At 46.3% G+C, this 19,681-nt stretch carries 17 protein-coding genes; 9 read left to right on the plus strand and 8 right to left on the minus strand.

Translation table 11 applies throughout. The features are described 5' to 3' along the window. Window positions 1–202 precede the first annotated feature (202 nt). The 3 genes from P403_RS0107350 to P403_RS0107360 all read left to right on the plus strand — a co-directional run bounded on the left by P403_RS0107350 (window position 203) and on the right by P403_RS0107360 (window position 4,116). Window positions 203–1,696 (plus strand): HD domain-containing phosphohydrolase, encoded by a 1,494-nt coding sequence (locus P403_RS0107350; protein ID WP_029332062.1) that lies wholly within the window; start codon window positions 203–205, stop codon window positions 1,694–1,696. Between the two features lie 22 nt (window positions 1,697–1,718). Further along, window positions 1,719–2,153: a GyrI-like domain-containing protein gene (locus tag P403_RS0107355; protein WP_029332063.1), complete on the plus strand. Its 435-nt coding sequence runs from the start codon at window positions 1,719–1,721 to the stop codon at window positions 2,151–2,153. A 427-nt stretch (window positions 2,154–2,580) separates the two neighbouring features. Next, window positions 2,581–4,116, plus strand: a complete 1,536-nt coding sequence (locus P403_RS0107360) for a M4 family metallopeptidase (protein ID WP_029332064.1) — start codon at window positions 2,581–2,583, stop codon at window positions 4,114–4,116. Between the two features lie 254 nt (window positions 4,117–4,370). On the opposite strand, the gene P403_RS0107365 is transcribed toward P403_RS0107360, so the two are convergent. The 4 genes from P403_RS0107365 to P403_RS0107380 form a co-directional block, all read right to left on the minus strand. Further along, window positions 4,371–5,234, minus strand: a complete 864-nt coding sequence (locus tag P403_RS0107365; RefSeq protein WP_029332065.1) for a hypothetical protein — start codon at window positions 5,232–5,234, stop codon at window positions 4,371–4,373. Window positions 5,235–5,303: 69 nt separating this feature from the next. Further along, the gene (locus P403_RS0107370; protein WP_029332066.1) at window positions 5,304–6,287 is read right to left on the minus strand and encodes a YhdH/YhfP family quinone oxidoreductase; all 984 of its coding nucleotides are present in this window, start codon (window positions 6,285–6,287) and stop codon (window positions 5,304–5,306) included. A gap of 295 nt (window positions 6,288–6,582) precedes the next feature. Further along, window positions 6,583–7,089 (minus strand): hypothetical protein, encoded by a 507-nt coding sequence (locus tag P403_RS0107375; RefSeq protein WP_029332067.1) that lies wholly within the window; start codon window positions 7,087–7,089, stop codon window positions 6,583–6,585. Window positions 7,090–7,150: 61 nt separating this feature from the next. Next, the gene (locus tag P403_RS0107380) at window positions 7,151–7,912 is read right to left on the minus strand and encodes a hypothetical protein (protein WP_029332068.1); all 762 of its coding nucleotides are present in this window, start codon (window positions 7,910–7,912) and stop codon (window positions 7,151–7,153) included. Between the two features lie 145 nt (window positions 7,913–8,057). Here P403_RS0107380 and P403_RS0107385 point away from each other — a divergent pair, with 145 nt between their 5' ends. Then, on the plus strand, window positions 8,058–9,692 hold the full coding sequence (locus P403_RS0107385; protein WP_029332069.1) for a glycosyl hydrolase family 28-related protein: 1,635 nt from the start codon (window positions 8,058–8,060) through the stop codon (window positions 9,690–9,692). A 40-nt stretch (window positions 9,693–9,732) separates the two neighbouring features. Here P403_RS0107385 and P403_RS0107390 read toward each other — a convergent pair whose 3' ends face one another. The 3 genes from P403_RS0107390 to P403_RS0107400 all read right to left on the minus strand — a co-directional run bounded on the left by P403_RS0107390 (window position 9,733) and on the right by P403_RS0107400 (window position 12,518). Continuing rightward, window positions 9,733–10,554 (minus strand): DUF1028 domain-containing protein, encoded by an 822-nt coding sequence (locus tag P403_RS0107390; RefSeq protein WP_029332070.1) that lies wholly within the window; start codon window positions 10,552–10,554, stop codon window positions 9,733–9,735. Window positions 10,555–10,656: 102 nt separating this feature from the next. Beyond that, window positions 10,657–12,063 carry a YfcC family protein gene (locus tag P403_RS0107395; protein WP_029332071.1) on the minus strand — a complete coding sequence of 469 codons (1,407 nt, stop codon included), beginning with the start codon at window positions 12,061–12,063 and terminating at the stop codon, window positions 10,657–10,659. A gap of 173 nt (window positions 12,064–12,236) precedes the next feature. After that, complete coding sequence (locus P403_RS0107400) at window positions 12,237–12,518, minus strand: putative quinol monooxygenase (RefSeq protein WP_029332072.1); 282 nt, start codon at window positions 12,516–12,518, stop codon at window positions 12,237–12,239. A gap of 144 nt (window positions 12,519–12,662) precedes the next feature. Between P403_RS0107400 and P403_RS0107405 the strand changes: the two genes are divergently transcribed. The 5 genes from P403_RS0107405 to P403_RS0107425 all read left to right on the plus strand — a co-directional run bounded on the left by P403_RS0107405 (window position 12,663) and on the right by P403_RS0107425 (window position 19,215). Then, a complete protein-coding gene (locus tag P403_RS0107405; RefSeq protein WP_029332073.1) occupies window positions 12,663–13,148 on the plus strand; it encodes a cupin domain-containing protein in 486 nt (161 codons plus the stop codon). Window positions 13,149–13,222: 74 nt separating this feature from the next. Then, complete coding sequence (locus P403_RS0107410; protein ID WP_029332075.1) at window positions 13,223–14,113, plus strand: aldo/keto reductase; 891 nt, start codon at window positions 13,223–13,225, stop codon at window positions 14,111–14,113. Window positions 14,114–14,127: 14 nt separating this feature from the next. Next, window positions 14,128–15,060 carry an aldo/keto reductase gene (locus P403_RS0107415; RefSeq protein ID WP_029332076.1) on the plus strand — a complete coding sequence of 311 codons (933 nt, stop codon included), beginning with the start codon at window positions 14,128–14,130 and terminating at the stop codon, window positions 15,058–15,060. Window positions 15,061–15,169: 109 nt separating this feature from the next. Continuing rightward, window positions 15,170–15,616, plus strand: coding sequence for an OsmC family protein (locus P403_RS0107420; protein WP_029332077.1), 447 nt, complete (start codon window positions 15,170–15,172; stop codon window positions 15,614–15,616). A gap of 437 nt (window positions 15,617–16,053) precedes the next feature. After that, window positions 16,054–19,215 (plus strand): DUF3427 domain-containing protein, encoded by a 3,162-nt coding sequence (locus P403_RS0107425; protein WP_051667327.1) that lies wholly within the window; start codon window positions 16,054–16,056, stop codon window positions 19,213–19,215. Here the strand turns inward: P403_RS0107425 and P403_RS0107430 are convergent. Next, window positions 19,190–19,594 carry a (deoxy)nucleoside triphosphate pyrophosphohydrolase gene (locus tag P403_RS0107430; protein WP_029332079.1) on the minus strand — a complete coding sequence of 135 codons (405 nt, stop codon included), beginning with the start codon at window positions 19,592–19,594 and terminating at the stop codon, window positions 19,190–19,192. The genes P403_RS0107425 and P403_RS0107430 overlap by 26 nt on opposite strands. Window positions 19,595–19,681: the final 87 nt, after the last annotated feature.

Consider the following 19,681-nt stretch of genomic DNA (forward strand, 5'->3'; position numbering starts at 1 on the left):
ACTTTTCTGAATATTCAAATCATATGTTATTTTAGTTCGTTAATCAATTAGTTTTTGTATAATTAGGACTTTATAACTATACCTATTTTTGGAATTTAGTTTAATATTCTTACATTGTGCCGATATTAATAAGATAGACCATTATATAGTACTAGAAAAAAATTCTTTGTTACCCGCTTGGATTAAGAAGAGGAGGAGTTCCATGCAACCTTTAAAACGTTTTGAGCGACAAGTCTTAACAAACTATTTAATCGGCTCATTCGTTGCCGTTTTCGGTGTCGGCAGTTTGTTCATCTTCGAAACACTGACCTTCAGTCCACAAGAGCGGATACTCTTGCTTGGTATCATGGCAGAATCCGTCACCCTGATGTTCAGCTTGGAATATACAATCTATCGTCGACACGTTCGGTCCCTTTATATAGTATTTCAATCAAAACAGCCCACTGCCGACGAATTGAAAATTGCTTTTCAGACGACGCATCACTTCCCTGTTTTGACGATGCAACGCATTCTTGGTCCACACTTTCTCGGATTATCACTTCCTTCTTCTACCTTGACAGCTTTCGCCATATACCGTGGTTGGCTCGACATGCCCTATTATTTGATTGGTCTCGCTTGTTTCGGGGCGATTCTCGTCGCGATTCTTCATGCTCTGATTGAATTTTTTCTCACGTACCGGGTCACGGAACCGATGTTGCTCGAGTTGACGAAACGATCTCAGGCGGCAGGTTACGGCGACATCGTCTTAAAGAAACAACATATGGTCAGCTTGCGCCAAAAAATGTTGATTAGTACACTCATCATCGGTGTATTTCCAATCTTACTGTTCGTCCTCGCTTCTGCCGTTCAGTTAACGGAAAACGAAAGTCTTCAGTCTTACTGGAGTTGGGCGACGTTAATTTTGATTGTCATCCTCTGCCTTGCGACATTTTGCAGTCTTCTACTATATGAAAACATCAAAAAACCGATTCTTGCTTTGCAAGAAGGAGTTGCTCAAATCGAGTCGGGTCAATTGAATACGATTTCCAACCCCTACTCCGATGAATTCGCACACTTGATTGGTGGATTTAATTTGATGGTCGAAGGAATCGAAGGACGTGATTTAGAAAATGAACGCCTTTTAAACAGTTTATTTACGTTGTTTGCCGCGACTTTAGATGCTCGCGATCCTTATACGGCAGGGCATTCTTTACGGGTAGCGGAATATTCCGTTGAAATCGCCCGTGCCGCTGACTTACCTGATGAGCAAATCGAGTTATTACGAAAGTCTGCTCTTCTTCACGATATCGGTAAAATCGGTATCCGAGATGCCGTTCTTTTGAAGGACGGACGATTAACGGAAGAAGAATTCGATGAAATCAAGCGCCATCCGGTGATCGGTGTCCATATTTTATCGCAAGTTGATTTACCAGAGACGTTACAACCGATTCTTCCTGGGGTAAAGTACCATCACGAACGTTATGATGGCAAAGGCTATCCGGAAGGCTTGACCGGCGACGCGATTCCGCTTTTCGGACGAATCATGGCAATTGCCGATGCCTATGATGCCATGACTTCCGATCGCCCCTATCGAAAGGGGATGCCCGCTGAACAAGCATTGTTGATTCTCGAAGAAGGAAGCGGCACGCAGTGGGACGCAACTTTCACTAAACTTTTCTTAGACTTAAAGCGACGGAACTTGACCACTGCTTCTTGATTTCTGACGAAAGGAGTCTCAGATGCATCCTAAAATTGTTGAACGTCACGAGCTTTATGTAATCGGACTCAGTATGACGTGCGAAGAAAATGAACTCCATACATTGATGCCTGAACTATGGCGTGAATTCTCACGTCGAGCGCATGAAATTCCGGCAGTCGTACCGGACAGTTTTCCATTAGATGTCTCGCTTGCTCACCGCGGAACGAAGTATACGCAATGCGTCGGCTTACCTGTCTCTTCACTCGAACGGGTTCCTAAGGGAATGAAAGGATACCACCTCCCTCCTGCTCGCTATGTCTTTTGGAGACATGAAGGACCAGACATCGAGATTTGGAAATCGTTCGAAAAGATTCAGCGTTTTGCACACAAACAAGGGATTGAACTTGATCCGCTTGATTTTAAAATCGATGAGACCCGTGAAGGTACCCATCACTTATATCAACGAATTCTCTAAGGACTACTCAAACGAGTAGTCTTTTCCGCGTGTGGACAAACTCTAGCGTGAACTTACGATATCGAGATGCAATCCGTTCGCGCTTCCCTGTCTCGCCTCGTATCCATGCCCGGCTTTCCGTCACGTTATTACCTAAAAAGCGTCATGTTTCGTTGACTGCTACGGGAAAAGACGCTTGATCTACCGATAGCACGTTGTCTACAGTTTGAGGATTACTCATAGAATTTAAGGCCAGGAATCCCACTTCTTCAGTGATGGAAGTGCTAGAAGAGTATTTCTTCACTCGATTTGTCTCAATGACTAAATTGTTCAGTACGGGTACTAAATACCTATTTTCAGAAAATTCTATTTAATCCGAATGCCTTATTCTCGTTCTCTATTTTGTTTGGCATAGTTAGACTCAACCCAAACAAGGAGGCGATTTATTTTGAAAAAGTTTCTCGCTACATCGCTTGTCGCAAGTGTACTTGTCGTTCCTACAGTCGTAGGCGCAGAAGGTCTTCAATCTGGTAAGTTGACGAAAGCATCGTCCGAGCCAGCTGCATCAATCGTTAAAGAGTATGTCGAAGGTAAAGGTGACTTCTCTGTACAAGATGTTCAAAAAGATGGATCATCTCACATCGTACGTCTCCAACAAGAAGTGGATGGCGTCCCGGTCTTCGGTAGTGTCGTCGTCGGTAACGTTGCGAAAGACGGTACTTTAAAAGCAATCGTCAATGATGCAGTCAAGGTCAAAGGGAAACCAGGTCTTGATAAGAAAATTGCAATCTCTGAAAAGAAAGCTTTAAAATTGTATAAAAAATCAATCAAAGCAACAGAATTCGAAGTGGCTCCGACGAGTGAACTCGTTGTCTATCCAGTCAAAGACGATGCTGTCTATGCTTATAAAATCACATCGACTGTCTTAGCTGGCGACGAGCCGTCACGCTGGACATACTTCATCGATGCAAACTCTGGTAAGGTCATCAACAAATATGACCAACTGGCACATGCGAAACCAGTTAAGGCAATCACCGGAACAACGACAGTCGGTTCAGGTACGACGGTTCTTGGAACAAGTGCTACATTCAACACGACGAAGAATGGTTCTTACTACTACCTTCAAGATTCAACACGCGGTAAAGGCATCTCGACGTACGATGCAAAAAACCGGACATCACTTCCAGGATCACTTTGGGCGGATGCCGACAACGTTCTCAATGCTACTTATGACCGTGCCGCTGTCAGCGCACAAGTCAATGCAGTGAAAACATATGACTTCTACAAAAACACATATGGCCGCAACAGTTACGATAATGCGGGTGCAGCACTCAATTCAACGGTTCACTATTCTTCACGCTACAACAATGCGTTCTGGGATGGATCAAAAATGGTCTACGGTGACGGAGACGGTTCGACATTCACATATCTTTCTGGCGCACTTGATGTAGTCGCTCACGAATTGACGCACGCTGTCACGGAATACACAGCAGGACTCGTTTACCAAAACGAATCGGGTGCGATCAATGAGGCTGTTTCGGATATCATGGGAACAGTTGCAGAGTACTCAGTTGGCTTAAACTTCGACTGGCTCGTCGGTGAAGACATCTACACACCAGGTGTAAGTGGCGATGCACTTCGTTCAATGTCTAACCCAGCCGCTTACGGTGACCCAGATCATTACTCAAAACGTTACACAGGTACGGCTGATAACGGTGGTGTCCACACGAACTCTGGTATCGTCAACAAAGCCGCTTACCTCTTAGGTAACGGTGGTACACATTACGGTGTCACTGTACCAGGCGTCGGCGTACCGAAACTTGGTGCCATCTACTACCGTGCCCTTAACGTCTACTTGACTCCGACTTCGAACTTCAGCTACCTCCGCGCAGCAGTCGTTCAATCGGCGAAAGACCTTTACGGTTCTTCAAGTGCTGAAGCAGCCGCTGCAGCAAAATCATTTGATGCAGTTGGCGTCTACTAAGAAAACCTCCTCCCAAGGATTTTCTCTTTCCTCTCGAGTCGATGACTCGGGAGGTTTTTTTATTATGGATTCAACGTAAAAAAAGCACGTTCACTCGACGGAATGAACGTGCTTCAGATTTGAGATAAAATGAAAGACAGGACTGTGCATCTTTGTGAGATGACGATCCTGTCTTTTTTATCGTTGCGTTCAAATCCAACTCGCCATGTCCGGCTTTTGACTAGAAAACCTGACTAGCTCCAATCTCAATCGATTCATTTCCCAAGATCACGTGCGAGACGCAAGCGCGTCGAACCGTTATCCGGGAATGCCTTGAGTTGCAATTTTTCACCTTCATACCATGTGCCGTAATCCGTCTTGACGACCGGATCACCAAGTGCTGATAAGCCTGACGCTGAGACATTCATCCAGTCGATTGCTTCAACGATTCCATCCGATACGACGAGCAGGTACCCGGCGTTCGAGAAATGGTACGTATTGACGGCATCTTTTTGTGTGTTGCCGAGCTTGCCATACTTCGCCTCAAACGTTTCAAGCGGTTTCCCGAGGTATTGTTCCGGCTTGTCAATCGGCTGATTCGCGACGACTTGTCCGAGTGTCGAAAGGAGTTTCTCATCCTTTAGACTAGACGGAGCCTCCATCTGAACATCCGTTTCCGGGATGTAGCCTTCGACCGCATCACTTAACTTCAGATGTACCATGCCGTCTTTTGCGTCGAGGACTTCATAAACATCCCCTAAGTCCGCCTTATAGATGACACTAGTCCGATTTGCATCTTGATAGACATCTGCAAACGGTCGTTTGATCCATGCCGCTGAACTAATCTCAGGTGCTGCTTCTTTTTTCGATTTCTTCGACTCTTTTTTCTTCGCTTGATCGGCCGAATCTTTTTCTTTATCCTTTGCCGTTTCTTTGGCCGAAGCATCTGTTTTCGGTGTTTCGACCGTCGACGTCGCTTGCGAAGGATCGTTATGCGCGACCATATAGCCCCATCCGCCGACGATCAAAGCCGTCGCCAATAGGCCACCGAACGCAATGCCACGCCGGTTGCGCTTTTGTTTCCGACGCATGTGACGCGATTGCCGTGCCTGATCGTGCTCTTGTTCCTGTTGACTCATATTTGGTTCCTCCTGAATTGACCGAGTGATGTTTCATTCACTATACCATCTAATCCAGAACCAAATTGTTTAAATTTCGATGACAGTTCTGCCTTGATGTGTCCCTTCAAGCAACGACTTGACGACTGCCGGAACATCACTCAACGCTTTCATTCGGACCATCTCGGCAATCGATAAATGCCAGTCGTTCGCGAGATGATTCCATAAACGCTCACGCTCTGTGATTGGTAACTGAACAGCATCGATTCCAATCAAACGAACACCACGTAAGATGAACGGATAGACGGTCATCGTCAGTTCAGCACCACCGACGTTACCGCACGTCGTGACGAGTCCACCGTACTGGACGTAACGAATGACCGAGGCAAGTAGCGGACCACCGACCGTGTCGATGATCCCGGCATACAGGCCTTTTTTCAAAGGTCGCGTTGTTTCTTCCAGGAGTGATTGCCGTGAGATGACTTCCGCGACACCTGCTTGCTTCAAGCGGTCATGCTCGGCTTCTTTCCCGGTCACGGCATGGACTGTAAACCCGAGTTTCACGAGGAGTGCGACCGCAACACTGCCGACGCCACCTGTCGCTCCCGTTACGAGGACCGGACCATCTTGCGGCTTTACACGTTGAACGAGTTCATCAATCGACTGGGCAGCTGTCAGACCGGCCGTACCGTAACTCATCGCTTCAAGCGTCGTGATGCCGTTCGGTAGCGGCGTAATCCAGTCCGCCGGCACGCGGATATACTCTTGAAAACCACCCGATGTATTCATTCCGAAATCAAAGCCGTTGACGACGACCGCTTGTCCTTCGCTGAAGCGTTCATCAGATGACGTCACGACATGACCTGCCGCATCGACGCCTGGTGTATGTGGGTAATTTTTCGTCACCCCGCGATTTCCCGTGACGGATAACGCATCTTTGTAGTTGATGCACGAATAGGCGACACGAATCAACACATCACCTTTTGGTAAGTCGTCGACTTGTTTTTGTTCGAGTGCCCCGACGAATTGTCCTTCTTCCTCACGTACGACGAATGCTTTAAATGAATTTTTCATATCAATTCCTCCTTCAATATTTACTATTCCCCTAGCCTATACCCGAACCAAAGCAGTGGTCTACCTTTTTTTTAAGGAATAACAACATGTTATGCATAAAAAACCGCGATGCCGAAGCAATCGCGGTTTTTTGGCATCTGACGGAAAAAGTCTTTTCCGCAGGTAGTCAAAAGTGACAGGTAAACATGTCATCGGTCCGTGGTCATAGGTGTGCCGTGGCCGTTGTGATTCCCTTGTGGAAGCGTTTGAGAGTCAGAAATGCCATCCTTGATCAGGAGTCTCATCTGATCAAGGCTTACATATAACGGTGACCGTCAAAATCAATTTCCGTTCGGTAATTCGCGGCATTGATCGCATTCGAGATGCGGTGAGCAGCCCTCTCCATCTCTTGTGCCTTGATCCGGTATGCCTCAGGATCGTACAAAGCATGCCGGATGACCGTCGTTCCTTCAAATCCATACTGGAATTCGCGTTTCGGACGTGCGGCGAGTTCTTGGAACTGTGTCGCTTTTGCCCGTAATTGAGTCGCCAGTTCAATCGCTTCGACGAGCGGAATTGCTCCTTCTGTCGTCTCGATGGTCGTTGACAAGTTTGCTGCATAGACCAGTCGATCAAGTGTCCGCATATCACGCCGGACTTCATCCATAGCCGACTCGACATCGAGTAACGTCCGTTCTTGACCAGTCGGTAGGGCCTCCCCTTTTTCAAGGTCGATGAATGCAATACGCTCCATCTCTTCGACTAGTTGCTCCAATTGTTTCCGTAAGATACTTTTTAGTTTCACTGCGTCTGCTAAGTACATTCTTCAGTCCCCCGTTTCCTGACCTTCTGTTCCATGATACGTCGGGACTTTCTGAAAGGTTTCATCGGAATCGGTTGAGATAATTTGAAAAATCATGTTCGATGTCTGTCAGCGCAGTCGGTGGTACTTGAATTGATTGTTTTGAATCATACCGGATTACCTCATATAGATGCTGCAGTTCGGTTGACGGATGAAATCCGATTCGTTTGAACCACTCGCTGAACGACTCCGTCTCCCGGCGTTTCAGCCGCGCCGGCAACTGACGATTGAACAAAACGACCTGTTGCCGAACTTGTTCGACCGGCAATGGTGGGAATGTCTCCTCTGAATCCACCTTAGTCTGTCGGTATTGCTGCGGTGGCATTACTTCGTCTTCGGGTGCACCTTTTAAGCGACGACGGCGTTTTCGGAAGCGACGGACGAGTAGGACAAGTAACAGAACGGCCGCCAGACCCAGTCCAATCAAGAAATAGGGAAATCCTTCTGTCTCTTCAATTCCCACACCTTCTTCAAATTTTTTAAATCCAAGTGAGATGAACTTAAATTTATCTTTAGGTTCTCCTCCCATTTCACCTTTTTCATCCGTCTCGTAACCATAAACCACACCCTCAGGTTTCGGTTCTTTCTTCCAAAGTAACTTCAGCCACCACCAGTCGAGCGGCTTGCTTTCACAATCTTCTCTACACTGTTGCGCCGTCGCCGTCGCCGGAAAAACTTCGACATCACGCAGTGCCTGATACCCGGTCTCGGCTAACGGTTTCATGATTCCAAGCGCCAGCAAAACTATACCCATCATCAACAGTAATCGACTTCGAAATCGCATGCTCCCACCTCTTTAATGTCATTTTTATCCATTATATAATGAATCAAGCCTAATTTACGGAATTTTTTGATTTTAATCAAAAAGGGCTTGAACAACAGACAGGATGGGAAAAGAAATGGAGTGATTTCTAGAGAGGAGTTCAATCATGGTCATATTAGAAGATACGCACGATCCCTATCAAAACGGGCGATTGATTGCTGAATATACGGAAAGTAATACGAATCTTGCGGCCATTACCCATGCTGAACAATTGATGAACGAAAGTCCGTTCGTCGCACCGCGTCGCGCGCCGCATCCGAGCCGCTACTTACGTTCGTTAATCTCACCACTTTTTTTAACGGACCGTGCTAAACATATCTTGCCCCTGACAAAAGCTTTCGTCAGTGAACAGGATGAGGTCCGGCCGAGCTGGTTCGGTCGACTCACCTATGAATTCGAACAACTGGCCTGTCAGGTCGAAAAAGTCGATGTCCGGACGTACGGAGCCATCGGTGACGGAAAGACCGATGATACGCTTGCCTTCAAGGAAGCACTTGCTGACGGACATCGCCAAGTCCACGTCCCTGCCGGCACATACATCGTCCGCGGGATTCGTCTCCCGAACTATACGATTTTGACGGGTGATGGGAAAGGTCGGACGATTTTAAAATTACATGATGATGCCCCGAAAGGACGCCGGTTAATCACGAACCAAAATTACTTACTCGGTAATCATCATCTGCTCGTCGAAAAAATGACGCTCGACTGGAACATCGAGCGGATCGGTGCTGCTAAAAAGAGCAGTACGTGGGGCAACCATTCGAGTTGTCTGACCTACGCCCATGTGACATACGGCTGGGTCTTCGACGTCGAAGCAGTCGAGCCCGGGCTCCATTGTTTTGACATTTCGACGCCTTACTACAATTACAACGGGGACGGCGCACGGGCGAATTTAAGTAGTTCCTTCATTTGGTTCGATGGCTTGACCGGATCCGGTTTCGGTGATGATGGCATCACGACGCATCATAGCGATCACTTATTCATCTCGAACTGTTTCATGCATGACCCGAGTGGGCGAGCCCACGCCGTCGGCTTTTCGAACTCGAACGGCATTGAAATCGATGATGGCTCACGTGATGTCTGGTTGTTCAACAATGCGACGTCCCGTTGTTTCGGCGGGCTCGAAATCAAGGCACATGCGACATCGTCCGCTGCTTCGACTGTTAAAATCGTCGGGCACCTCTCAATCGATGACCATCGTTCGTTCAATTTCCGCCATATCGGTCACCATCAAGCAACAGACCCGACGTCACAAACTGCCTATAACATCATCGCGACACGGCTTGTCGCACAGACGCCTCAATATACACCGCTTTATGCAAACTCAAAACCGCGGGCACTCGTCGTCTCGGCATATCGGAACGTCGTCATTCATGACTTCACCGTCCTCGGTGACCCGAACTATGATTACCAGGAACAGCCGGTGATCGGAATCCAGTACAAAGCGGAAAACGTCACCTTGAGCCAAGTTAAGATGACGGGCTTCCGTCAGGCTAAAACGGACATTCAAGTCTTCGGTGGTGAAAACGGTGCAGATGACGTCCGGCTCATCGATGTCCGGATTGAAGATTCCGCACGCCACGGGATTACGATCGGCCCCCACATTGAACGCGTCCGTCTGACGAACGTCGCCATCAAAGGAGACGGGACGGTCGGCTTGAATGCTAAATCCGAACCGGAACTCGAACGCTTCATCGCAACTGGTTATCAAGTACCTGTCCGGACCCATCCGTCCGCATAAAAAAAGCTCTGCCTGACCGCGGTCAGTGCAGAGCTTTTTCTCATTGGGCGCGAAGATACGCGAGGACACGTGTGTCGATTGTACGGTCCTGATGCTCACGCATCTCGAAGTTTTCCGTATGCAGGTACGTCCGGAAAGCTTCTTCGAACGATCCCCGGTAACCGAGTTCGAGTAACTTATCCATCACTTCCGATTCGAGCGCATCATCAATCGGCTTGATTTCTTCCGGTTTACTTGGTTGCAGGTACAGCGTGTGCAGCTGATAAATCCGTTCGAGTTCTTGAATCGGACTCGGATGATCGTCGACACGCAAATCGATGTAGCGGTCATTGAAACCACCATATCCGCCGTTTTCCTTGACGACGAGAAGCGCAGCCGACTGCATTCCGCGTGAGTCTCCGCCTGCTGCTTGTCCGGCAGCGAGTGCACGTAACAACCGTTCACCGAGCGGTCCGTCCGTCGCCTCGAACACACGGGCCATCTCTTTGACCGTGTTGCCGTCGACTAAGATATTCCCTTGTGCGGCAAAATGTTTACCGGCGATTCCACCTGCCCAGTCGTTACAGGCGTCTCCCGTGAAGGTTGCGCTCCGCCCCGCTGCGTCGATCATTCCGACTTGCCGCTCTGCCCGCCCTTCGTCCGCGTCCGTCAACAATTTTAAGACTTCTTCCGCCGACTTCCCTTCAGAAATCATCCGTAATCCTTCCGGACCATATGTCGTATTGGCGAATGATTGGGTCGCGATTGCCCCGACACCCGCTTTCGCAAACGGGACGGCGCTACCGACCGCAAGAAACTTCGATTGAACAGCGACTCCCCATGCTTGTTCTTTTTCACAATAGCCAACGATTGAATATGTCATGTTGAAATCCCCCTTATGAACTTATAACTAACGTTCGTCTTAGAAGTTCCCGATTCCTGCACGGGAAAAACCTTCCGCGCCCATTGCACGGAAGGTCGACGTTCATTGAATCCCTAATGTGACGGCGAGAAGCAAGGCGACGCAGGCAAGTGTCACCCAAATCGCAAACAACTTCCAGACGAATCGTAACCATTTTTCATACGGGATGCCGGCAATTGCAAGGAACGCCATCAAATGGGCACTCGTCGGAAAAATCATATTCGTCAACCCGTCCCCATACTGGAAGGCGAGGACTGCGACTTGTCGTTCAATCCCTAACAAATCAGCGAGTGGCGCCATGATTGGCATCGTCGTCGCTGCTTGTCCACTCCCGGATGGAATGAAGAAGTTTGTAATCAACTGGACGATGTACATGCCGATGACGGCAAGCGACGTCGGTAAATGTCCGACCGCGTTCGATAAACCATAGATGACTGTGTCGATGACACGACCGTCTTCCAAGATGACGACAATCGCACGTGCGAAGCCGACGATTAAAGCACCGAACGTCACGGCTTTCGCCCCGTCAATCAAACTTTCGAACGTCCGATTGACACCGAGTGTCGCGATTCCGGCGAGCATTCCGATGATGAGGAACGATGCCGTCAACTCCGTTAAGTACCAACCCCACTCAAAGATTCCGATGACGTTCAGGGTGATGCCGCCAATCAAAACGATGAGAACAAACGCATGCTTCTTCGAAAATCGTGAAAAGGTTGTCGTCGTTTCTTCTTTCCGATGTTTCTCTAAGTCATAAACTAAGCTGCGCTCCGGGTTTTTTTTAACCTTTTGTGCATAATTCATGACGTATAAAATCGTCACGAGTAAAAAAGCTAAGTAGATTGCCGTCCGGTAACCAATCCCACTGAACAATGGCACTTCGGCAATCGACTGTGCAACACCAACCGTAAACGGATTGAGCATGCCGCCGGCAAAACCGACCGCTGCCCCGAGACTGACGATGGCAGCGCCCGTCATCGCATCGTAACCGAGTGCCCGGGCGAGCATGATACCGATCGGGACGAAAATAATCGTTTCTTCTGCCATGCCGATCGTCGCTCCAGCAACCGAAAAGACGAACATCGTCATCGGAATCATGATATGACCTTTTTGACCGAATCGATTGATCAATTGATTGATTCCGGATTCGATCGCTCCCGTCTCACGGATGATGCCGAAGACACCACCGACGAGAAAGATATAGAAGATGATGCCAGCACCCGCTTCCATGCCTTTTGGTATCGCTTCAAACAATCCAAACAAATTAACGGGTGCCGACTCGACTGCCCGGTATGTACCATCGATGACGACCGTCTGTCCATCTTGTTTCTCACGATCAAATTGACCTGCTGGTAACGTATACGTCAAGATAACTGAAATCAGTAAAATCCCCATGATAATCGCATATGTATGAGGCATTTTAAAGAAAGAGCGTGAAGACGGATCTTCCTGGACTTTACGTTCGTTCATTTAGTTGCCTCCTCTTAAGTCTAAATCTAGCTACTCTTAAGATAATGCCCTATTTTTGGAAAAAATAACAGATGTTCGAGGGAATTTTAATTTTTTTGTAACAAAAAAGAGAACTTTCGTTCGCTTTAGACATAAAAAAAAGCCTGACGATTGCCAGGCTTTCTTACTACTTATTATACAGTGAACGTTTGCACGTCAAGTGGCTTAGCGAGTGCAGTTTGTGCGAATGCGACGAACTGTCCGAAATGCGCGCTCGTGTTGTGTGTTTCGACTGCTGCTTGATCTTCCCATTTCTCAATCATCATAAAGACGTTTTCGTCCTCTGTGCTTTGGAATAGGTCATAGCTGACGTTTCCTGCTTCTAAGCGTGAACCGTCGACCAATGCTTTAGTAGCCTCCAAAAATTCAGTACGTTTTGCTGGTTGTACTTCTAATTTTGCTTCGATTGCGATCATGTGAAATCCTCCTTTATTTTTCGTTAACTTAGCTAGTTTAGCACCTCGATTATGCAAGTGCTACAAAGATGCCTAGACGATTACGTTAGTCTGATTTCGGGTAAAAAAATGGTATGTTTTTGACATCAGAGAGGAGTGTACACGATGGGTGTCGAGCTTTTTCATTTTGAGGATGATGGCGTGATTCCAAATAACCCACGCTATCCGGTCTTGATTTATCGTCATGTCTTTGAGGACCCGTCCGCCATCGAGACGACATTTCACGCGAATAATTGGCAGAACAGCTGGGTCGACGGTATTTTTGATTTCCATCATTACCATAGCGTCGCCCATGAAGTCATCGGCATTCTTGAAGGACATGCCACTGTTCAGCTCGGCGGACCGCTCGGAAAGACGTTTACGCTGACTGCAGGTGACGTCATCGTCTTACCTGCCGGAACCGGACATAAAGCGCTTGATACGAGTCGCCGCTTCAAAGTCATCGGCGCCTATCCGAACGGTCAAGACTATGACACGTTGACGGGTGATGCCTGCGAACGACCGGGTAATCTCGAACGGATTGAACACGTCGAGCGTCCATCGACCGACCCCGTTTATGGTCAGACCGGTCCGTTGTTTGAGTACTGGTGAGCAAACGGTTGACGTTTTTTTCTCATCCATCCGTGGTAAAGCCTATTATTGTGAATTTTGGAGGAGGAAACGAAATGAATGAGACAGAACGGACAATCCTGCTCGCCGCCTTAAAACAACAGACGGTGACATTCCCCGATTCAACGCACGTTCGGGCACACGGTCAAGGAACGTGGCATATGGGCGAAGAACCCGCAAAACGCGAAGCTGAAATCGAAGCTTTGAATGTCGGACTCGACAGTGGAATGGAATTGATTGATACGGCAGAAATGTACGGTGAAGGGGCGTCGGAACAATTAATCGGTGAAGCAATCGAAGGACGACGTGAAGAAGTGTTTCTCGTCTCGAAGGTTTATCCTCATAATGCTGGAGGAGACAAGCTACGCGAAGCGTGCGAACGTTCGTTACGTAACTTGAAGACGGATTATCTCGATCTTTACTTACTCCACTGGCGCGGTGACATCCCGCTCCAAGAGACGGTCGATGGTCTCGAACAGTTGAAGGCTGAAGGAAAAATTCGCCGCTGGGGTGTCTCGAACTTTGATGTCGCAGACATGAAAGAATTACTTGCGTTAGAAAACGGCGATCAATGTGCTGTCAACCAAGTACTTTATCACCTTGGCTCACGCGGGATTGAATACGAATTGATGCCGCTCTTAAAAGAGCACGGCATTCCAGTCATGGCGTACTGCCCATTAGCAGAAGGCGGGAGTCTCCGGGAGAAGCTACTTGATCACCCAACCGTTGAACGCCTTGCTGAAACACATGGTGTCGACCCGGCACAAATCTTACTCGCCTTCGTCGTGCGGAGCGGTGATGTCATCGCCATTCCGAAAGCCGGTCAGGCGAAGCACGTCGAAGAAAATGGTCGCGCCGCACTCTTACAACTGACGGATGAAGAATTCGCAGCACTTGATGAAGCATTCCCTGCTCCAACTAAAAAAGAACCGCTCGATATTGTCTAAGGAGGAATTTGTTTATGGATACGAAAGTCAAACTCGGAAAATCAGATCTCATGGTCCACCCAATTGGTCTTGGAACAAATGCCGTCGGTGGGCATAACCTTTACCCGAATCTCGATGAACAAGCAGGACGTGATTTGGTTCGTGTCGCTTTGATGAACGGCATCAACTTTTTAGATACGGCCTTTATTTACGGACCAGAACGTTCAGAAGAACTCGTTGGTGAAACGTGGAGCGAGACGGTCGAACGCAAAGACGTCATCCTCGCAACGAAAGGCGCGCACAAAATCGTCGACGACGAGGTCGTCATCGATAACTCACCCGAGTTTTTGAAACAGTCGGTCGAAGAGAGCCTGAAGCGTTTAAAAACGGATTACATTGACTTGTTCTACATCCACTTCCCGGATGACGCGACACCGAAAGATCAAGCGGTCGCTGCACTTGCCGAATTAAAGGAACAAGGAAAAATCCGAGCGATCGGTGTCTCGAACTTCTCACTCGAACAATTAAAAGAAGCCAACAAAGACGGACATGTCGACGTCTATCAAGGTGAGTACAACTTGTTCAAGCGGGATGCAGAAAAAGAAATCCTGCCTTATATCCGCGAACACGGGATTTCATTTGTCCCGTACTTCCCGCTCGCTGCCGGATTACTTGCCGGAAAATATGACGAGAACACGAAGTTCGATGATTTACGTGCGAAGGATCCCCTTTTCCAAGAAGATGTCTTCAAGGACAACTTAGCAAAAGTCGAGCTACTTCGCCCGATTGCAAAAGAAAAAGAGGTCGACGTCGCGCATGTCGTCCTCGCTTGGTACCTGGCGCAAGATGGCATCGATGCCATCATTCCTGGTGCAAAACGTGCCGATCAAGTAACGGATACGCTCCGGACGATTGAAGTCGAGCTGACGGATGCAGACATTAAAAAAATCGATCAAATCTTTAGTTAACATCATACAAGCCCTCGGTCGTAAGATGACCGAGGGCTTGTTCGTGAGCAAATAGCGCGAAAATCAAAAAGACAACACGTATGATAACAACAGAGGAGGCGATTTTGAAATGAAACATCATTTTCATTTAACAGCAGACTGGCCGGGAAACCGAAACGACATCGGCGACATCGAGACCGGTGACTTAAAAACGAAGATCTCGATTCCGGAGGCAATGGATGGTCCTGGCGTCGGGACGAATCCGGACGAGATGTTACTCGGAGCAGCCGCGACCTGCTACATCATCACGCTTGCCGCGATGCTCGAGCGCAGCAACATCAAAAAAGTATCACTGACGATGGAGTCTGAAGGCATCGTCGATGTGACGAACGGTGTCTTTACGTATGACCAAATCATTCATCGTCCCACGTTGATTTTACCTGCCGATACGACAGAGGCAATGGTCAAGATGGCACGTCGCCTCGCGGAAAAAGCGGAAGGTTCATGCATGATCACCCGTGCGCTTGCAGGAAATGTAAAAGTCTCGCTTGAAGCGGTGATTGAAGTAGAAGCTTAATCGATGACTTTCTCCATATAAAAATAGATTTTTATACTTCGCTCAATTTTGGCAACGTGCTTTCCTACGGGATTCGCGTTGCCCTTTTTAATTAGAAGATCTTTCTTTAAATAAAGAGCGGTCTGAACCTGTCTAAAAAAGATTCTTCCTTTTTTCGTGCTTTCCTCGGGCGAGGCGCAAGCCGAGGCTCCTTATTCTGACGAATAATGAACCTGGTCTCGCTTGCCTCTGTCAGCGCGAAAACGCGCTTCTTCCCGTAGGAGTCATGAAAAAGGAATCTTTTTTTACATCATCATTTTAGTAAAATAAGAAAAAAAAATCTCTAATTATTTTTGAACAATTGCAGAGTAATTTTCATTTGGAATTAGATTGTTGCTGCACGATTTCCAATTACTTCGTATACTGAATTTAGTTTGGAATTTATTGGAGGTAATCAGATGTCTTCGTTTCAGGAACAATTGCAGAACCAACACTCTACAACAGATCCTTCTACAAAAAACGCACCTATTCAAACAGCAGATTATACAACAGAATTATTAACTCATTTAAATGAGCTTTTTTATAAATCGATTGTTGATCTTCAACAAAATCAATTGACTGAAGAAATGATCGAAACGACGAATCGCTGGCTGTCCGCATTAAATGAACCGAGCTTGACGGTTCCATTACAACGACAATTAACAGCGTCTTCAACACCGCTCCCACTTCAATATGAAAAATCATTAAGAGCCTGGGATTTAATCGCACCCGGTCAGGAAAATCAAGAAAAGTTACTACATCATTTGATTGATGAGTTGGCTACTGCTCAATCGGCGGACTGGATGGTGAGTTTCACTCGACATTCTGGTATTCAAGCGTTAGTCCCAGCCCTTCAAGAAGCGGAACGATTAAATAAACCAATTCGTGTTCTCACTTCGTTTTATATGAATATCACTGAAGCGAAAGCACTTCGTACACTGATGCAGTTCCGTAATGTTGAGATTAAAATTTATGAACCGATCAAAAAGAATCAAGCATTCCATCCAAAAGCGTATTTATTTACGCGAGAAACTGATTTACATAGTGCCATTATCGGTTCGTCTAATTTATCAAAATCAGCACTTACAAATGGCCTTGAGTGGAATGTCCGAATTCCTCATTCTCCGCTTACTTCTCTTGTCTCTCAAGCACAGACGTTGTTTACTAATTTATGGACGAGCAACGAAGCAATCACATGTACAACAGAAATTTTAGAACAGTATGAACAACACCATTTAGATATGCCAAAGATCAGACAGTTTGTTGTAAACGACCGTGTTGCTGAAGACGCTGTAGACTATGACACGATCCACCCCAATGAGATGCAGCTCCCGGCCTTAGAACAGCTTCACCGGTTGCGCTTAAAAAACCAAACTAAAGCCATGGTGATTGCTGCAACAGGAACAGGTAAAACCTATTTAGCTGCTTTTGATGTAAAACAATTTGAAGCTAAACGTGTACTCTTTATTGCGCACCGTGGAAAATTACTCGCTCAGGCAGAGCAGACTTTCAAAAAAATTTTTACCGATTCGACAGCTACTTTCGGACGCTATCAGGCAAATCAAAAAGAAACAGACAAACAATTTACTTTTGCTACCATTCAAACATTTTCAAAAGAAGTTCATTTGGAACAATTTGATCGTTCCACATTCGACTATATTATTATTGATGAATTTCATCACGCAGCATCAGATTCGTATCAAAAGGTTTTAAATCACTTTACACCGCAGTTTTTACTCGGCATCACAGCAACGCCAGAACGAATGGACGGACTAAATATCTTTAAATTAGTCGATCATAACATCGCATATGAAATTCGTCTCTATGATGCACTGGCTCAAGATTTATTAACTCCGTTTCATTACTTTGGGATTCAAGATGATGAAGAAATTGACTATGAAATGATTCCTCAAAAAAACGGACTTTATATCGAAAAAGATTTAGTCCAAGCACTTGAACGGTCTTCCCGAACGGAATATATCCTTGAGATGATCAATAAGTTTGGCAACAGTGGCTCTACTCAAGTCGGTCTTGGTTTTTGTGTCAATATCAATCACGCTGAATTTATGGCTGCTGAATTTAATAAGCACCACATCGAAGCATTGGCGATCACAAGTAATCAAAGTGAAGTAGAACGAGAACAAGCTATTCAGCGGTTAGAAGACGAACATGATCCATTATCTTTCATCTTCACAGTCGATTTATTTAATGAGGGTGTCGATATCCCTAAAACTAACTTGATGCTTTTCTTACGTCCGACGGAATCACCAACAATTTTCATCCAACAACTTGGGCGTGGATTACGCAAGCATGATTCGAAAGAATACGTGACGATTTTAGACTTTATCGGGAACAGCCAGCGTGCATTTGTAGCCCCACTCGTTTTATCCGGACAACAATCATTCCATTCCATCGATCGTTATCATGTCGCAAACGCTGTCCAAAATCACTTCCCGATCCTACCAGAAGGATCACTCGCGATTCTCGATCGTGTAACCGAAAACTTTATTATCGAGCAAATGAAGAAAATTGAGTTTTCTACAAGTAAACAGCTACGTGAAAGTTACCAGCGCCTTACGACAATGATTGGTGATACACCGTCACTCAATGACTTAGTGACGCATCGTGATGCTCCGGCCATTGAAGCAATCATTCAACAATGGAAAAGTGTACTACGATTAAAACAACTTGAGAAAGTCGCAACGGATGAAGAACTCTCCCTTTTACTCAATCCGGATGCACGAAAAGTCATTGAACATATCGAAAGTTGGTTCCCAATCCGTGAGCCCTTTAGTTTATTGATGGTGCAATTACTTTTAAATCAAGAAACGATTTCGGTCGATGATGTTATTCAGGCAGCTGCAAACCGCTTTGCGATTTCAACTTCTGCGATATCCCATCGCTCGTCTCTTACTCAGCATTTGTTCAAACGATGGTCGACACCACTAAAAAATGACCGGCTACCGCTACTTGCTGTATTAAACGATGGACGCTTCCAGTTTTCAACGCAAATGACAGAAGCGTTATCCTCCAATGAACACTTAGCTTCATACTTAAGTGAATTGATTCAGGCTGGACTGCATGCTTTTGAACAACTATCGGGAGGTGAAGTCTGGTTAGCAAGTAATCAATCATTGATTTCGCGGATGACGTATAATCGCTCTGTCATCCAACGTTTACTCGAGTCACCGCACCAAGAAGGTTCCTGGCGAGAAGGTGTCGCACAAGCAGGGGAAGATTATGTACTGTTCGTTAATCTGCACAAAAACGAATCGATTGAGGACCAACTCAACTATCAAGATTACTTCATTGATAAAAAGCATTTCCATTGGCAATCCCAAAGCATTGCGACTGCACATGGAAAAGCAGGAGAACTCTATCGTCACCATCAGGAACGCGGTATTAAGATTCACTTATTTATTCGTAAAGCAGAAAAAGAGCAGGGCCGTTCCTTACCTTTTACGTACTTTGGTGAGCTGATTCATAAAAGTAGTCAAGGTTCTAAACCGATCAATGTCGAGTGGATCTTAAAAGAACCTTTGACGGCAGAAGAATTTATTTCGTGGAAAAAGCTCTCATAATTTTTTCAACAGCCGGGATATCTGCCGGAGCCCACTCTAACTGTTGTAAATTTTGAACGCTTACCCATCTAAGTTCTGCGTGTTCCAGCGCTTTAGGTATACCTGCAACAATTTCCGCGTAATATGTCGACAGCTCAACAATGATTTTTTCGTATTCATAAAGTGTTGTTTCAATATGTTCTTTCACTTGAACCGTACAATTTAATTCTTCGTTGATTTCACGGGATAGTGACTGTTCCGGTCGTTCTCCTTGTTCGATTTTTCCGCCAGGAAACTCCCACATGTTCGGTAACGACATTGCTTCACTTCGTAAGGCACAGAGTACTTCATTGCTTGAATTAAATATTACAGCACCGACAACTTGGATTGTTTTTTTCAAAATAACGTCCACCCCTTCTTTAAATCTTGTCTACAGCATTCAATATAAGTATAGAAGATGATTTATTTTATACATGAGTTAACAGAA

Source organism: Exiguobacterium oxidotolerans JCM 12280, from assembly GCF_000702625.1.
GTDB classification, from domain to species: Bacteria; Bacillota; Bacilli; order Exiguobacteriales; family Exiguobacteriaceae; genus Exiguobacterium_A; species Exiguobacterium_A oxidotolerans.

Coding starts and splice junctions, on each gene's coding strand:
- P403_RS0107350 (WP_029332062.1), top strand. CDS start 203: ATGCAACCTTTAAAACGTTTTGAGCGACAAGTCTTAACAAACTATTTA.
- P403_RS0107355 (WP_029332063.1), top strand. CDS start 1,719: ATGCATCCTAAAATTGTTGAACGTCACGAGCTTTATGTAATCGGACTC.
- P403_RS0107365 (WP_029332065.1), bottom strand. CDS start 5,234: ATGAGTCAACAGGAACAAGAGCACGATCAGGCACGGCAATCGCGTCAC.
- P403_RS0107370 (WP_029332066.1), bottom strand. CDS start 6,287: ATGAAAAATTCATTTAAAGCATTCGTCGTACGTGAGGAAGAAGGACAA.
- P403_RS0107375 (WP_029332067.1), bottom strand. CDS start 7,089: ATGTACTTAGCAGACGCAGTGAAACTAAAAAGTATCTTACGGAAACAA.
- P403_RS0107380 (WP_029332068.1), bottom strand. CDS start 7,912: ATGCGATTTCGAAGTCGATTACTGTTGATGATGGGTATAGTTTTGCTG.
- P403_RS0107385 (WP_029332069.1), top strand. CDS start 8,058: ATGGTCATATTAGAAGATACGCACGATCCCTATCAAAACGGGCGATTG.
- P403_RS0107390 (WP_029332070.1), bottom strand. CDS start 10,554: ATGACATATTCAATCGTTGGCTATTGTGAAAAAGAACAAGCATGGGGA.
- P403_RS0107395 (WP_029332071.1), bottom strand. CDS start 12,063: ATGAACGAACGTAAAGTCCAGGAAGATCCGTCTTCACGCTCTTTCTTT.
- P403_RS0107400 (WP_029332072.1), bottom strand. CDS start 12,518: ATGATCGCAATCGAAGCAAAATTAGAAGTACAACCAGCAAAACGTACT.
- P403_RS0107405 (WP_029332073.1), top strand. CDS start 12,663: ATGGGTGTCGAGCTTTTTCATTTTGAGGATGATGGCGTGATTCCAAAT.
- P403_RS0107410 (WP_029332075.1), top strand. CDS start 13,223: ATGAATGAGACAGAACGGACAATCCTGCTCGCCGCCTTAAAACAACAG.
- P403_RS0107415 (WP_029332076.1), top strand. CDS start 14,128: ATGGATACGAAAGTCAAACTCGGAAAATCAGATCTCATGGTCCACCCA.
- P403_RS0107420 (WP_029332077.1), top strand. CDS start 15,170: ATGAAACATCATTTTCATTTAACAGCAGACTGGCCGGGAAACCGAAAC.
- P403_RS0107425 (WP_051667327.1), top strand. CDS start 16,054: ATGTCTTCGTTTCAGGAACAATTGCAGAACCAACACTCTACAACAGAT.